A 13,575-nucleotide genomic window follows, 5' to 3' on the forward strand; every position below is an offset into this window, starting at 1 on the left:
CCACAAAGCCCGTAGGAGCGGCTTCAGCCGCGATGCCCATGTCCCATACCCCCACGGTTACCGTCCATTTTTCCCAGGCCATCGTGCAGGCGGCCCGGCGGCTGGACCTGCCGTTGCCGGCGGCGCTGGCGGCGGAATTGTCGGATCGGGAACGGGTGGACCTGGATCGCCAGGACCGCCTCTGGGATCACTTCTGCCAGGCCGCCGGCGACCCCCTGGTGGGCCTGGAACTGGGCCTGGCCCTGCAGGTGGGGCATCTCGATACCGCCGGCATGATCCTGATGAGCTGCGAAACCGTGGACGAAGCCCTGGACTCCCTGCTCGACTATCACCCCATCGTCGGCGAGGGCGGCGATTTTCAGGTGGCCCGCCATGGCGATGACGTGGCGGTGTGCTACCGGCCACGTTACGCCACCCGACGGCCGGCGCGGGTGGAGGCGGTGCTGGCCAGCCTCCTCAATCTGACCCGCTGGAGCACCGGCGAGGCGTTCCAGGCCCGGGCCCTTACCCTGAGTCACGCGGCCCAGGCGGCGCCGGGGCGCTACCAGGAGAAGCTGGGCGTACCGGTCACCTTCGAGGCGGATCACAATGCCCTGGTGTTCGGCGCCGACCAGTTGACGCTGCCCCTGGTGCACGCCAATCCGGCCCTGTGCCGGCACCTGCGCGGGCTGGCCGACGAACTGCTGGCACGGCTGGACGACCGTTCCCTGGGGGCGCGGGTGAGCGAGCTGATCCGTGACAATCCGGGCTGGGGGAAGGAGCGGATCGCCGACCGGCTCGGCATGAGCGGTCGGCATCTGATCCGCAAGCTGGCCGATGAGGGCACCAGCTTCAAGTTATTGCGCGACACCCTGCTGCGCGAACAAGCCGAGCGGGGCCTGCGCGAAGGGCGCCGCGGCGCCGAACTGGCCGAGGCGCTGGGCTTCTCCGATGAGAGCGCCTTCGCCAAGGCGTTCAAGCGCTGGACCGGCGAAACGCCGGCCCGGTTTCGTCGTTAGGGAACCTTTTGTCCCCTTTTAAACCGCCGCCAGGGCCTGATCGATATCCGCCAGGATGTCGTCGATATGCTCGATACCGATGGACAGCCGCACCAGATCGGCGCTGACGCCGGCGGTGCGCAGTTCCTCATCATTGAGCTGGCGGTGGGTGGTGGTGGCCGGGTGGCAGGCCAGCGACTTGGCGTCGCCGATGTTCACCAGGCGCTTGATCATGCCGAGCGCATCGATGAAACGGGCGCCGGCGTCACGGCCGCCCTGGATGCCGAAGCTGAGGATCGAGGCCGGCACGCCGCCGTCCATGTAGCGCTGGGCCAGAGCGTGGTCGCGGTCGCTGTCCAGGCCGGCGAAGTTCACCCACTCCACCTTATCGTGGTCGCGCAGGTAGCGGGCCACTTTCATGGCGTTCTCGCAGTGGCGCTCCATACGCAGGCTCAGGGTCTCGATGCCCTGCAGCAGCAGGAAGGCGTTCATCGGCGACAGGGCGCCGCCGGTGTTGCGCAGCGGCACCACCCGGGCCCGGCCGATAAAGGCCGCCTCGCCCATGGCCTCGGTGTAGACCACGCCATGGTAGCTGGGGTCGGGCTCGTTGAAGGCCTTGAAGCGCGGGTTGTCCTTCCACGGGAAGCGGCCGGAGTCAACGATGGCGCCGCCCACCGTGGTGCCGTGGCCGCCCATGTATTTGGTCAGCGAATGCACCACGATGTCGGCGCCGTGCTCGAACGGCCGGCACAGGGCCGGGGTGGCCACGGTGTTGTCGACGATCAGCGGCACGCCGGCGTCGTGGGCCACCTTGGCCAGGCCGGCCAGATCCACGATGTTGCCCGCCGGGTTGCCCACGGACTCGCAGAACACCGCCTTGGTGTCGTCGTCGATGGCGGCGGCGATGGCGTCCAGATCACGGCCGTCGGCCATGTGTACGGTGATGCCCATGTTGGGCAGAGTGTGGGCGAACAGATTGTAGGTGCCGCCGTACAGCTGGCTCACCGAGACGATGTTATCGCCGGCCCGGGCCAGGGTTTGAATGGCGGCGGTGATGGCGGCCATGCCCGAGGCCATGGCCAGGGCGCCGATGCCGCCTTCCAGTTGCGCCACCCGCTCCTCCAGCACCGCGTTGGTGGGGTTCATGATGCGGGTGTAGATATTGCCCGGCACCTTCAGATCGAACAGATCGGCGCCGTGCTGGGTGTCGTCGAAGTAATAACTGGTGGTCTGATAGACCGGCACCGCCACGGAATGGGTTTCCGGGTCACCGGCGAAGCCACCATGGATGGCGATCGTTTCTCGTTTCATCGGGGTCCTCACTGCTTTTCTGTTATTTGAGCGGCTCTGTTATTTAAGCGCGGCCCCGGCCAGAAACCGAAGTCGCGGGGAACGTCATTCAGGTCCGTATCGAACACCGGGTTGCGGGCCGCGTCCAGCACCGTGCATGCACAAGGTGAAGGTGTTTATGCCGGGTCCAGATGCTCGACCCGAACGGGAAAGGCCCTAGCATAGCGGGAAGGGAGGGTGTCGAACATGGCACGCAGGGTGCGGTTGAGATGGGGCTGATCATAGAAGCCGGCGGCCAGGGCCAGATCGGTGAGGCTCATGCCGTCACGCCACAGGGTCAGCGCCCGCTGACATTTGAGGTGAAGCTGAAAGCGCTTCAGGTTGACCCCCAGCTCCTCGCGGAACAGGTGCCGGAAGCGGGATTCGGAAAGGCCCACGGACGCCGCCAGGGCGGCGCCACCCACCTCGCCGTCGCCCTGGCGCAGGGTATCGCAGGCGGCACGGACGCGCGCATCCAGCGGGCGGGGCTCACCGGCTTCCAGAGCGGCACGCAATGCCAGCGCCCCCGGCACCGAGGGGGACGCCGCCAGAGCGGTCAGGGCGGTCGCGAAACGCGGATGGCGGGCCAGGTCGAATTCACCACCGGGGCCCTGCAAGCATAAGGCCCGCCAGGCGCGGTGATCCGGATCCAGGTGCAGCACCGCCACCGGCCCGTCGCTGTCCAGCGCCTGCTCCAGATCCGGCGCCGCCCACACCGCCTTGGCGGTGACCCGGTGACCGGCCAGGTGCACGCGGATTGGCGCCGCCAGCCCCACCAGCAGGGACGCGGCCACATGCCGGTGGGGCCGGTTATGCAGGTGCGGCGCCAGCATGCACCAGCCGCCCTCCCACAAATACAGGGGCGATCGCGGCGGGGTCACGTGTCAGGAAGGCTTGCCGTGGCCGGGGGTGCGGGTCAGGCCCAGCTTGTAGGGCAGCTCCAGGCTGACGAACACCGGTCCCACCAGCAGGAACACCAGATCATCCACGAACGAGGGCTTCTTGCCTTCCACCTTGTGGCCCCAGACCTGCACCGCCCAGGCACCCAGCCATAGCGCAAGAGCACTCCACCCCAGCGACAAGGGGCTGCGATCCACGGTGGTGATCAGCCACAGCGAGGCCAGCAGCCAGCCCAGCATCAACAGGGAGATGCCCATGGACAGCCGCAGGTAGAACGGCATGCAGACCAGGGCCAGCAGGGTGCCGCCGTTGATCCAGTAGGCGGCGGCGCCTTCCAGGCCCAGCCATTGCCCCACCGGAATCAGCCAGAACAGGCCCAGGGTGGCGACGAAGATGATCGGTACGCAGACGATGTGCACCCACTGATTCACGGGGTGGCGGTGACTTTCACCGTAATCGGCGAGAAAAGTAGCGAGATCGCGCATGGCACGCACTCCTTTTTGTTATTGGGTCATTGCGCCTTAACACTAACGTACCAACACCGCGCAAACTTGTACGAAGCGGTCAGGCCCGGCGGCTGTCGTTGAGCGCGCGCAGCACGATGCGCCGGGTAAGCAGGCCGGTGAGCCGGCCACCCTCGTCGAGCACCGGATAGATCTTGGGTTTCTGCTTGATCATCATCTCGGCGATATCCACCACGGACTGGTTTTCGAGCACGGTGAGAGGGTCGTCGTGCATCAGTTCCTCCACCCGCACGCTGCCTTCCTGGTGATAGCTGGTGACCAGCAGGCGACGCAGGCAGTCCTGCTCGGACACGAACCCGATGACATGGCGTTCCCGATCCACCACCGGCAGACCGCTGTAGCGGCTCTGCAACAGGGTCGCCACCACGGAGGTGAGTTCGGTGCCCTGCTGAATCGCCAGCGGGTGGCGCACCATCAAATCCTTAACCAGCAATGAAGCCATGCCCTCTCTCCTTCGCCTTTCATGCCGCTGTTACCATGACTATAGCACCCTCGCCGAACGGCTGGCGCCCCTCGGATGACGCCCGCGACGCAGCCCCATACAATGGCCAAAACCAGAGGCAAGGGACGCACCATGGGGTTCTCCTGGACGCGGGCGCCGCGGGAAGTGATCGAGGCGCTGCGGTCGTTCTACGGCATCACCGACACCACCACGCTCAACCTGGCCGGTAACGCCCTGGCGCTGCTGATCGGCGTGGCGTTGTTCGTGCTGCTGGCAAAAGGCAGCCAGCGGGCGCGGGGCGCCTTGCTGGCACTGCACGGACGGATACTCCAGTTGGGCAGCGAGCGCCGCTGGCTGTGGAATCTGAGCCGGCTGGTGGCCGGGCTGGCGCCGCTGCTGCCCTGGTTGATCCTGGCACTGGCGTTGACGCTGGCGGCGCCGTTACTGGAGCGGTCGCCGTCGACCCGGTGGTTGCACTGGGCCCTGCCCCTGGCCTGGTTGTACGCGTTGTATGGCGTCCAGCGACTGATCGGCGAATGGCTGATCCTGCGCGTGGCCCAGGGGGCCGGCCACTATATGCAAGGCGACCAGGCCGACCAGGCCGGGCTGCGCGCCCGCCGCCTTTCACTGGCGCTGTTGCTGCCCTGGGGCCTGTTCCTGGTGGTTTCCCAGGTGCGCCCGGAGGGCGCGGTGCACGCCGCCCTGGCGGCGCTGGTGGCGCTATCGCTGTACGCCGCGCTGGGCAGGTTGCTGGCGCCCCGGGCGGAGGAATACGTGCTGTGCCTGCAGAGCATCCTGCCCTCGCGGCTGGACCCGCTCGCCGGGATCCTGCTGCGCCGGGGCCTGTTCCACTGGACCGCACCGCTGCTGCTGCCGGTGGCGCTGGTCTATTTCACCACCCGTTATCTGGACCGGCTGTTCGCCGGCTTCGACGCCTATCTGCGCCTCAAGGCGCGCTGGTTCCGGCTGCGCAACCGGAGCGAGGAGGACGAGGATGCCGAGGTGGACGAGAGCCAGGCGGCCCAGGACTACCAGCGCTGGTTCGCCGCCGAACTGCCCGATGATGAACCGGCGCCCTTCATCGATACCGGCCTGCTCGATGCCATGGGCAAGTCGATCCGCCGCTGGCGGGAGGACCGCACCGACGAGAACACCCTGCTGGTGGCCGGCGAAAAAGGCAGCGGCAAAAGTCTGGCCGCCGGCCGCCTGGTGGCCAACCTGGCCAAGGACGACCCGGACCTGCGCGTGGTCTCGCTGCAAGTCCCGCCCAAGACCCTGTCGCCGGAGGCACTCACCGACCTGATCGCCGAGGCCCTGAACGAAGACCTTGCTGAAGGACCCGCCAGCCTGGTCAAGAACGACGCCGACCGCACGCCCACCCTGCTGGTACTGGACGAGTGCCAGAACGTGTTTCTCTCCCGAATTGGTGGCCTGGACGGCTGGCGCACCCTGCTGCGGCTCACCAACGCGCGCCTGGACAACCTGTTCTGGCTGATTCTGCTCAACAACCAGAGCTGGGCCTACCTGTGCAATGTATTCGGCCGCGAATACCAGTTCCGCAACGCCCTGAAAGTGAAGCGCTGGAGCCCGGCGGAGATCCGTTCGCTGATCCTCTCGCGCCACCACCGTACCGAGCTTCGGCTGCGCTACGATGAGGTCTTGCTGTCTTCCCGGGGCCCGGACGCCGGCAACGTGCGCAACGCCGAGCAACGTTATTTCAGCCTGTTGTGGGACGCCTGTCGGGGCAACCCGATGACCGCCCTGCGGCTATGGCAGACCTCGGTGAAGGTGGGCCGGCGCGAGGTGGTGGTGGGGCTACCGTCACTGCCGCCCAGCTCCGCCATGGACAAGGCCGGCGAAAACCTGCTGTTCGTGTACGCCGCCATCGCCACCCACGAGAACCTGTCCGGCGACGAAATCGTGGCGGTCACCCACCTGTCGGAAAACGTGGTGCGCTACGCGCTCAAGGCCGGCTTCGACGCCGGCTTCATCCGTTCCAGCGAGGACGACGGACGCTACCGCCTGGTGCCGCTGTGGTACCACGCCATGATCACTCACCTGAACAGGAAGAACCTGCTCCATGAATGAAAGCGGCGATCTGGTCGGCGATCTGGCCATGGTACTGGACCTGTTCGACCTTTCCGTACTCGCCCTGCTGGCGCTGGGGGGCCTGTGCCTGTGGGCGCTGAACTGGGGCATCCAGCACCTGGGCCATTCGCTGATGGAGAGGGTGCCGGCGCGCCGCTTTCTGATCCTGCAGTTGACCACCCTGATCGGCTTCGCCATCTATACCCTGGGCACCGGCGCCTTGATCCTGGGGGTGCTCAATCCGCCTCGGGAGTTCATCCTCGCCGCCGCCGGCTCCGTCGCCGTGGCCCTGGGCTTCGCCCTCAAGGACGTGGCCGCCTCCCTGGTGGCCGGCCTGTTGCTGCTGTTCGACCGCCCGTTCCAGGTCGGCGACCGCATCACTTTCGACGATACCTACGGCGAAATCGTCTCCATGGGGCTGCGGGCGGTGCGCGTGCAGACCCTGGACGACAACCTGGTGACCATCCCCAACGCCCTCTTCATCACCGACGTGGTGGCATCCGGTAACGCCGGCGAGCTGGACATGATGGTGGTCACCGATTTCCACGTCGGCCTGGACGCGGATCTGGAGGCGGCACGGGATATCATCGAGGAAGTCATCGTCACCAGCCGCTACGCCTTTCTGAAGAAGCCGGTGACGTTCGCCATCGAGGAAGTGGCGGTGGCCGAGTATCTGGCGATTCGTCTACGCGCCAAGGCCTACGTGCTCGACGTGCACTATGAGAAAGCGTTCCAGAGCGACCTGGTGCTGAGGGTGACCGCGCTGTTCCGGGAACGGGGCATCGCCCGCCCCCGGGAACTGCGCGGGGAAGTCGTCCCGGACTAGGCGGCGTCCGCCGCCAGCTCCGGCCGGTCGAGCATCTCGGCGAGTTTCTTCAGGGCACGCTCGCGCGCCGCGCGGCTGTCCTTTTTCTCGGGGTGGAAGCCGGGCTTGTAGTAGGCCAGGTAAGAGCGGCCCAGACGACGCAACCAACCGGGCTTGCCGAGCAACCAGTTGACGCCGTTGAGCACCGAGCGCAGATCGCGCTTGTCGTCCATGTCCTCACGCAGCTGGATGTAGTGGAAGATGGTGAAGCCAATGAATTCCACCGTGGTCAGCGCCATTTCCGAAGTACGGACCCAGTAGTTGTCCACCTGATCACGGTAAACATCGAACGCCACCGCCTTGTGTTCGCTTTCCTCCACCGCATGCCACAACCACAGCGGCAGCATGCGTTCGTCCATGCCTTCCAGGAATTCCGGTTCCTCGAGCATCAGCTCGGCGAGCATGGCGGTGAAATGTTCCAGGGCACAGGTCTTGGCCAACTGCCGCTCCGGGGAAAATTTCTTGGCGATCCACTTCATGCCCTCGTGCACGTAATCATGCACTTTCCGGGTCGGCACGCCTTTGCTTTCCATGAAGGCGTTGAAGTGCTCATGCTCGTTGCCATGATGCGCTTCCTGGCCGATGAAGCCCTTCACCCGTTCGCGCAGATCCGGATCGGTGATGTTCTTCTGGTAATAGCGCACGGAACGCACGAAGAAACGCTCACCCTCCGGGAAGGTGCATGACAGGGCGGTCAGCAGCAATGTCTTGAACTGGTCGTTACCGAACCAGTAGCGCGGCAGGTCCGGATCGAAGGTGAAATCCATCCGCCGTGGTTGTATGTCACTGCGGTTGGTACGGCGCAGTGTGGCCTTGGCATTCATAGCAAGCACTCCCCTTGCCTGGAGTCGCTGGAGACAGCCGTCAATATGGGCCACCGGCGAGTCGGTACGCTAGTGCAGGCCGTGCCATTTTCAGACCTTCGCCTGGCCCCAACGGGCCGGCGCGCAAAAAAATGCCGGCGGGGTGCCGGCTTAGGGGGGGAATCAGGAATGCGGGGACCGGGAGCGCGTCCTTGCGCGCGGTCCGGGTGAGCGCTTGGGGGATCGGGCCAGGTTCAGTCGCCCAGGTGGGCGGACAGCATCCAGGCCGCTTTCTCATGAATCTCGATGCGGTCGCTGGCGATCGCCGCGCTGCCCTCATCCTCGTGTTCGCCGGCCAGCTTGAGCACCTTGTTGGCGCGTTCCGCCACGGTGCGGTGGTCGGCGGTCAGGGTACGTATCATCTCGGCGGCGTCCGGATCGCCTTCAGCGTCTTTCACGGACGACAGTTTGGCGAACGCGGCATAGCTGCCCGGCGCTTTCTCGCCCAGGGCACGAATGCGCTCGGCGATGGTGTCCACGGCGGTGGCCAGCTCCGTGTACTGCTCCTCGAACAACAGGTGCAGGCTGTGGAACATGGGGCCGGTGACGTTCCAGTGGTAATTATGGGTTTTCAGATAAAGGGTGTAGGTCTCGGCGAGCAGTTTGCTCAGTTCCTGAGCGACCTCTTTGCTGTGTTCAATCATCGATTTACCTCCTTGAGGGCCCTGAAGGCCGTGAAACGGACCTTCATAGAATGCGCCCTTTTTCCGTTTTCACAAGCTGAGCGACATCAACCTTCCGTTCAGTACGCCGCTTGTGCCGGCTCTTGTTTACCTTGATGATGCTTGTTTGCTTTGTTAGTAAAAGCATAAGCACGCTGACCGGTGACGGCGAACAGATTCCACGAATCATGGTCATAGGCCCGGGCAATCCGTTCCCCCACTGGCAATCATCCGAGGAGACACCATGGCCTCACGGCATGACGCCGCGACGGCGGACTATTCCCTGCTGGAAGAACTGCTCAACAGTCTGACCCATGGCCTGGGCCTGGTGCTCAGCCTGATCGGCACGGCGGTGCTGGTGGTGGCGGCGAGCCTGCTCGGCGACCCGTGGAAGATCGTCGGCTTCAGTGTCTTCGGCGCCACCCTGGCGCTGCTCTATGCCGCCAGCATGCTTTACCACGGCAGCCGGAGGCCGCGCCTTCGGGCCGCCTACAAAATGCTGGATCACTGCGCCATTTTCGCGCTGATCGCCGGCACCTATACCCCCTTCCTGCTGGTCAACATGCGCGGCCCGGTGGGTTGGACCCTGTTTGGCGTGATCTGGGGGCTGGCGGCCATCGGCATCGTTCTGAAACTGGTGTTCGGCAATCGCTACAAGCTGGCCCGGGTGGCCATCTATCTGGCCATGGGCTGGCTGGTGCTGTTCGCCTCCGGAGAACTGGTGGACAGCATCGACGCCCTGGGTTTCTGGCTGATCGTCGCTGGCGGCGTCACCTATACCGCCGGCGTGGTGTTTTATCTGGCCGACCGGCTGCCCTACAACCACGCCATCTGGCACCTGTTCGTGGTGGGCGGCAGCGCCTGCCATTTCGCCGCCGTCTACTACGGCGTCCTGCCCGCCTGAATCGACCCGATTTATCCCCCGGCGGGCAGCGCCAGCCTCGGGGCTTGCGCATTTATTATATAAATAAATATAATATTTTTACTTTAATCATTAGCCCTGACGGCCCGCGCCAACCATGACCGACTCCCAACCATGACCGACTCCCCCGCTCTTACCGACGCCGCCCTCGCCGCCCTGCGCGAGGGCGCCGGTGACGCCTGCGGCTTTCTCCGCGCCCTTGCCCACGAGGACCGCCTGCTGCTGCTGTGTCAGCTCAGCCAGGGCGAGTGCTCGGTGCGGGAGCTGGAAGCACGGGTAGGCCTGGGCCAGCCCAGTCTGTCCCAGCAGCTGGGCCTGCTGCGCCGCCAGGGCCTGGTGGTGAGCCGTGCCGATGGACGCCGCCGCCTGTACCGGGTGGCCGACCCGCGTGTACTGACCCTGCTGCAAACCCTGCACAGTCTGTTTTGCCCTGATCAGGAGACCCCGTGATGACCGTGGACTGGACCGCTTTCACCCCTTGGACCGCTCTGGCGGGCGGGCTGATGATCGGCGTTGCCGCCTCCGCCCTGTGGTTGCTGGTGGGCCGTATCGCCGGCATCAGCGGCATTCTCGGCGGGGTGCTGAAGCCGGAGTCCGGAGATCTCGACTGGCGTCTGGCGTTTCTCGCCGGCCTGCTGGTCTCGCCCTGGCTGTACACCCTGGTGGCCGGGCCGGCGCCGCTAACGGTGACCGCTTCCACGCCGGTGTTGATCATCGCCGGCCTGCTGGTCGGCTATGGCACCCGCCTGGGGTCGGGTTGCACCAGCGGCCACGGCGTGTGCGGCCTGTCGCGGCTGTCACCGCGTTCGCTGGTGGCGACCCTGCTGTTCATGGGTGCCGGGTTCGCCACCGTCTATGTGACACGGCATTTGCTGGGAGGATGGTCATGAACCGGTTGGTGGCGTTTCTGGTCGGCCTGGTATTCGGCCTTGGCTTATTGGTGTCGCAACTGGCCAACCCCGCCAAGGTGCTGGCGTTTCTGGATCTGGCCGGCGCCTGGGACCCGTCCCTGGCCTTGGTGATGGGCGGCGCCGTGGCGGTGGGCCTGGTGGCTTTCAGCCTGTCACGGAGGTGGCGGCGGTCGCTGCTGGGCGAGCCCATGCGGCGCCCGGCGGCCAACCGCGCCGACCGGCCGCTGGTAATCGGGGCGCTGCTGTTCGGCGCCGGCTGGGGGCTGGCCGGCTTCTGTCCGGGCCCGGCGCTGGTGGCGGCCGGCGCCGGCCAGGGCCAGGCATTGCTGTTCGTGGCCGCCATGCTGGCGGGGATGGGGCTGTTCCGCCTGACCCGGGGCTGACGCCCCGGGTTGCTACAGCAGCGCCTCGATGTCGTCGGCGATCTTTTCCGGTTTGTCCTTGGGCGCGTAACGCCGCACCACGCGACCGTCCCGGTCCACCAGGAATTTGGTGAAGTTCCATTTGATGGCCTCGGTGCCCAGCACGCCGGGGGCCTCGGCCTTGAGGAAGCGGAACAGGGGGTGGGCGTCGTCGCCGTTGACGTCGATCTTGTCGAACATGGGGAAGCCGACGCCGTAGTTCTTTTCACAGAAGGCGCCGATTTCGCCGGCGTCGCCGGGTTCCTGATGGCCGAACTGATTGCAGGGGAAGCCCAGAATTTCCAAGCCACGATCGGCGAAGTTGTCATAGAGCTTCTGCAGGCCCTGGTACTGGGGCGTGAAGCCGCATTTGCTGGCGGTGTTGACGATCAACATCACCTTGCCCCGGAAATCGGCGAGGTGTTTCTCCTCGCCGTCCAGGGTACGTGCCTGATAGTCGTAGATGCTCATGGGCGCCTCCCTCCTGGGTGAAGGTCGAACGGCGCCCCGGATCAGCGGCGCGCCGAAAAGCAGCGCGCCAGCAGGGCGTCGTTCAATTCCTGGTAAGTGAATGACTCGGCCGTCTCGTTGTTCAGCGTCACCGTCACGATACCGGCATTCCCATCATATTCCACCTGGGCGGTATTGCCCGCCTGGTCTTCCATGGTCAGGCCGCCGGAAACGATGGACTGGGTGTCACCGGGCACGAACAGAGCCTCGTCCTTGTCGCGCTCCTGGTCCACGGTCAGGCCATCGGTGCTGACCTGATAGCGACCGACCGGACACTCACCCCCGATGGGCTGGCCGTCACTGTCCAGGAAACGGCGGCCGAACACACCACTGTAACGCTCTTCCCGGTACTCGGAGGCGGAACGGTCATTCTTCGCATCATAGCTCATCACGAAGCGGTCGTTGGCGCCGGTGCCAGTCTGCAGATCGTAGCCGATACCGTCACTGCCGCCGCTGCGGATGCGGCTCACCTGGTACAGCTCGGTGGCGCCACCGCCATCACCCAGTTGGCTGTCCTGGGCGGTGCCCCGCCGTATCTCCACATGGCCGTCCCAGTACCGGGACCAGTCCAGGACGGGTCCGTCTTCGGTGTTCAGAACCGCGGTATAGGGATCGTCCAGGCTGACGCCAGAGAGTTCATAGGCCACGAACACATCGGCATTGGCGGGATCGGCGTTCACCGGGTAGCCGATGCGTCGCTCGCCCTCGGTGTGTGTCTCCAGGAACTCGGACGGATCGGACAAGTCGCCTTCCTGGCAGCCCTGTTCATCGGTGGTGACCACATCGAAAAGACTGCCGGTATAAGGTGACCCCAGGTCCTCATCGGCACGGCCGAGAAAAACCACCTGGCCACCGTCGGAGCAGTCCTGGGTCCGCACTACCCGGCTCTCCTCAACATCACCGCCCAGCATGCCGAACAGGGAGAGCCCGGCGGCGGTCATGCCCACGGTGCTGCCGTAGACGGAACCCGGCGCCAACAGGGCCACGGTTTCCGCGCTATCGAAGGTGGCGGCGGGCACTTCGGAGAGCGAGCGCGGCAGGGTGTCGCCGCCGTCTCCGCCGCCGCCGGGGGTGGAACCGCCACCGCCGCCGCCACCGCCGCTGCCGCCACAGGCGGCGAGCACGCCGGCCAGGGCCAGGGTGAGACCGGCCCGGGCCGGTGCGCGGTCAAACCGAATCCGTTTCATCGTCTTAATCTCCTTGGGGCTGGGTTGCGCCGTCGCCGGTGGGGGCCGGATCCGACGGAGGCGGCGCCGTTTCGGCGTCCGCCTGGGGGGTGGGGGCCGGCTCGGGCCGTTGTTCCAGGATCAGATCCACCCGGCGCCAGTGGTGGCCGTCCTCGCCCGGCGGCGGCACCTGGACCTGGCCGCCGTGGTTGGCGACCCGGTCGCCGGCGTCGGCGTGGTCGGCGAGCCATGTAGCGACCCGGTCGGCGCGCTCCCGGGCCAGCCGGCGATTGCTGTCACGGCCGTTTTCAGTGGCGCCGTCACCGGCGCCATCGGCGTAGCCGGTGACGGCGGCCTGGAGGTCGTCCTGTTCGCGCAGGGCGGTGGCCACGCGGTCCACACGCAGCAGATCGGCCAGGCTCAGGCGGCTGTCGTTGAGCGCGAAGAACAATTGCTGTTTACCGGGTTCCGCGGCCAGGGTTCGGACCCGGGTGAGCCGGGCGTTTTCCATGCTCACCACCACACTGCGCGGCAGGTCGTCCACTTCATTGACGTACACCGCCACATAGTCGCCGCGCTCGGCCTGGGCGCCCTTGTGGGCCAGCAGGTAATGCTGGCTGGTGCTGTCGCCGATCACGCCCTTGCCCAGCATCAGCCGCCAACCGGCGGCGTCACCGCAATCGTCCTGGTGGCACTCGAACGCGACCCGGTAACCGGCGCCCATGAGCCGGCCGCGGTAATGGTCGATGATGCTCAGATCACTGTCGGCGGGGGGATGATCGAGCACCAGGCGGCGCATCCGCCCGACCACATGAATCTCGCCGCCGGAGGCGTACCCCTGACGATTCTCATTGTCCAGGTAGCGTATCGGTGAGCTGGGCAGCACCAGGTTGGCGCGCGACTGGTAGGTGCGCGCCATTACCGTTTCATGCTCGAACAGCGCCTGCGGCTGCAAGGCCTCCACGGAGCCGGCCAGGGCCATCAACGCCATCGCCGGCAGCATTCGCTTGATCAT

The 13,575-nt window shown here is 66.0% G+C and carries 16 protein-coding genes; 7 read left to right on the forward strand and 9 right to left on the reverse strand.

The window, feature by feature from the left end; all coding sequences use genetic code 11:
* Nucleotides 1-38: 38 nt before the first annotated feature.
* A complete protein-coding gene (locus JF515_RS10375; RefSeq protein ID WP_203103895.1) occupies nucleotides 39-998 on the forward strand; it encodes an AraC family transcriptional regulator in 960 nt (319 codons plus the stop codon).
* A gap of 18 nt (nucleotides 999-1,016) precedes the next feature.
* On the opposite strand, the gene JF515_RS10380 is transcribed toward JF515_RS10375, so the two are convergent.
* The 4 genes from JF515_RS10380 to JF515_RS10395 form a co-directional block, all read right to left on the reverse strand.
* Complete coding sequence (locus JF515_RS10380; RefSeq protein ID WP_203103897.1) at nucleotides 1,017-2,288, reverse strand: O-acetylhomoserine aminocarboxypropyltransferase/cysteine synthase family protein; 1,272 nt, start codon at nucleotides 2,286-2,288, stop codon at nucleotides 1,017-1,019.
* A 155-nt stretch (nucleotides 2,289-2,443) separates the two neighbouring features.
* Nucleotides 2,444-3,139 (reverse strand): helix-turn-helix domain-containing protein, encoded by a 696-nt coding sequence (locus JF515_RS10385; RefSeq protein WP_203103899.1) that lies wholly within the window; start codon nucleotides 3,137-3,139, stop codon nucleotides 2,444-2,446.
* Nucleotides 3,140-3,190: 51 nt separating this feature from the next.
* Nucleotides 3,191-3,691 (reverse strand): DUF962 domain-containing protein, encoded by a 501-nt coding sequence (locus tag JF515_RS10390; RefSeq protein ID WP_203103901.1) that lies wholly within the window; start codon nucleotides 3,689-3,691, stop codon nucleotides 3,191-3,193.
* 79 nt (nucleotides 3,692-3,770) lie between these two features.
* Nucleotides 3,771-4,172 (reverse strand): CBS domain-containing protein, encoded by a 402-nt coding sequence (locus tag JF515_RS10395; RefSeq protein WP_203103903.1) that lies wholly within the window; start codon nucleotides 4,170-4,172, stop codon nucleotides 3,771-3,773.
* A gap of 102 nt (nucleotides 4,173-4,274) precedes the next feature.
* Between JF515_RS10395 and JF515_RS10400 the strand changes: the two genes are divergently transcribed.
* Nucleotides 4,275-6,260, forward strand: a complete 1,986-nt coding sequence (locus JF515_RS10400) for an AAA family ATPase (protein WP_203103905.1) — start codon at nucleotides 4,275-4,277, stop codon at nucleotides 6,258-6,260.
* Nucleotides 6,253-7,086 (forward strand): mechanosensitive ion channel family protein, encoded by an 834-nt coding sequence (locus tag JF515_RS10405; RefSeq protein ID WP_203103907.1) that lies wholly within the window; start codon nucleotides 6,253-6,255, stop codon nucleotides 7,084-7,086. Before JF515_RS10400 ends, JF515_RS10405 begins: the two co-directional genes overlap by 8 nt.
* Here the strand turns inward: JF515_RS10405 and JF515_RS10410 are convergent.
* Together JF515_RS10410 and JF515_RS10415 are read right to left on the reverse strand one after the other, a co-directional pair.
* Nucleotides 7,083-7,949, reverse strand: a complete 867-nt coding sequence (locus JF515_RS10410) for a metal-dependent hydrolase (protein WP_203103909.1) — start codon at nucleotides 7,947-7,949, stop codon at nucleotides 7,083-7,085. The genes JF515_RS10405 and JF515_RS10410 overlap by 4 nt on opposite strands.
* Before the next feature lie 233 nt (nucleotides 7,950-8,182).
* A complete protein-coding gene (locus JF515_RS10415; protein WP_203103911.1) occupies nucleotides 8,183-8,632 on the reverse strand; it encodes a Dps family protein in 450 nt (149 codons plus the stop codon).
* A 262-nt stretch (nucleotides 8,633-8,894) separates the two neighbouring features.
* Here JF515_RS10415 and trhA point away from each other — a divergent pair, with 262 nt between their 5' ends.
* From trhA to JF515_RS10435, 4 genes are all read left to right on the forward strand, one after another.
* A complete protein-coding gene (trhA, locus tag JF515_RS10420; protein ID WP_203103913.1) occupies nucleotides 8,895-9,554 on the forward strand; it encodes a PAQR family membrane homeostasis protein TrhA in 660 nt (219 codons plus the stop codon).
* Nucleotides 9,555-9,686: 132 nt separating this feature from the next.
* Nucleotides 9,687-10,022, forward strand: a complete 336-nt coding sequence (locus JF515_RS10425; RefSeq protein WP_203103915.1) for an ArsR/SmtB family transcription factor — start codon at nucleotides 9,687-9,689, stop codon at nucleotides 10,020-10,022.
* A complete protein-coding gene (locus JF515_RS10430) occupies nucleotides 10,022-10,462 on the forward strand; it encodes a YeeE/YedE family protein (protein ID WP_203103917.1) in 441 nt (146 codons plus the stop codon). Before JF515_RS10425 ends, JF515_RS10430 begins: the two co-directional genes overlap by 1 nt.
* Nucleotides 10,459-10,866: a DUF6691 family protein gene (locus JF515_RS10435; RefSeq protein ID WP_203103919.1), complete on the forward strand. Its 408-nt coding sequence runs from the start codon at nucleotides 10,459-10,461 to the stop codon at nucleotides 10,864-10,866. The genes JF515_RS10430 and JF515_RS10435 overlap by 4 nt, the downstream gene beginning before the upstream one ends.
* A gap of 12 nt (nucleotides 10,867-10,878) precedes the next feature.
* On the opposite strand, the gene JF515_RS10440 is transcribed toward JF515_RS10435, so the two are convergent.
* From JF515_RS10440 to JF515_RS10450, 3 genes are read right to left on the reverse strand one after another with little or no spacing between them, the layout of a single operon-like run.
* Nucleotides 10,879-11,355, reverse strand: a complete 477-nt coding sequence (locus tag JF515_RS10440) for a glutathione peroxidase (protein ID WP_203103920.1) — start codon at nucleotides 11,353-11,355, stop codon at nucleotides 10,879-10,881.
* Between the two features lie 41 nt (nucleotides 11,356-11,396).
* On the reverse strand, nucleotides 11,397-12,581 hold the full coding sequence (locus JF515_RS10445) for a hypothetical protein (RefSeq protein ID WP_203103921.1): 1,185 nt from the start codon (nucleotides 12,579-12,581) through the stop codon (nucleotides 11,397-11,399).
* Between the two features lie 4 nt (nucleotides 12,582-12,585).
* The gene (locus JF515_RS10450) at nucleotides 12,586-13,575 is read right to left on the reverse strand and encodes a hypothetical protein (RefSeq protein WP_203103922.1); all 990 of its coding nucleotides are present in this window, start codon (nucleotides 13,573-13,575) and stop codon (nucleotides 12,586-12,588) included.

It is taken from the genome of Alloalcanivorax marinus (assembly GCF_016785095.1).
Lineage (GTDB): Bacteria > Pseudomonadota > Gammaproteobacteria > Pseudomonadales > Alcanivoracaceae > Alloalcanivorax > Alloalcanivorax marinus_A.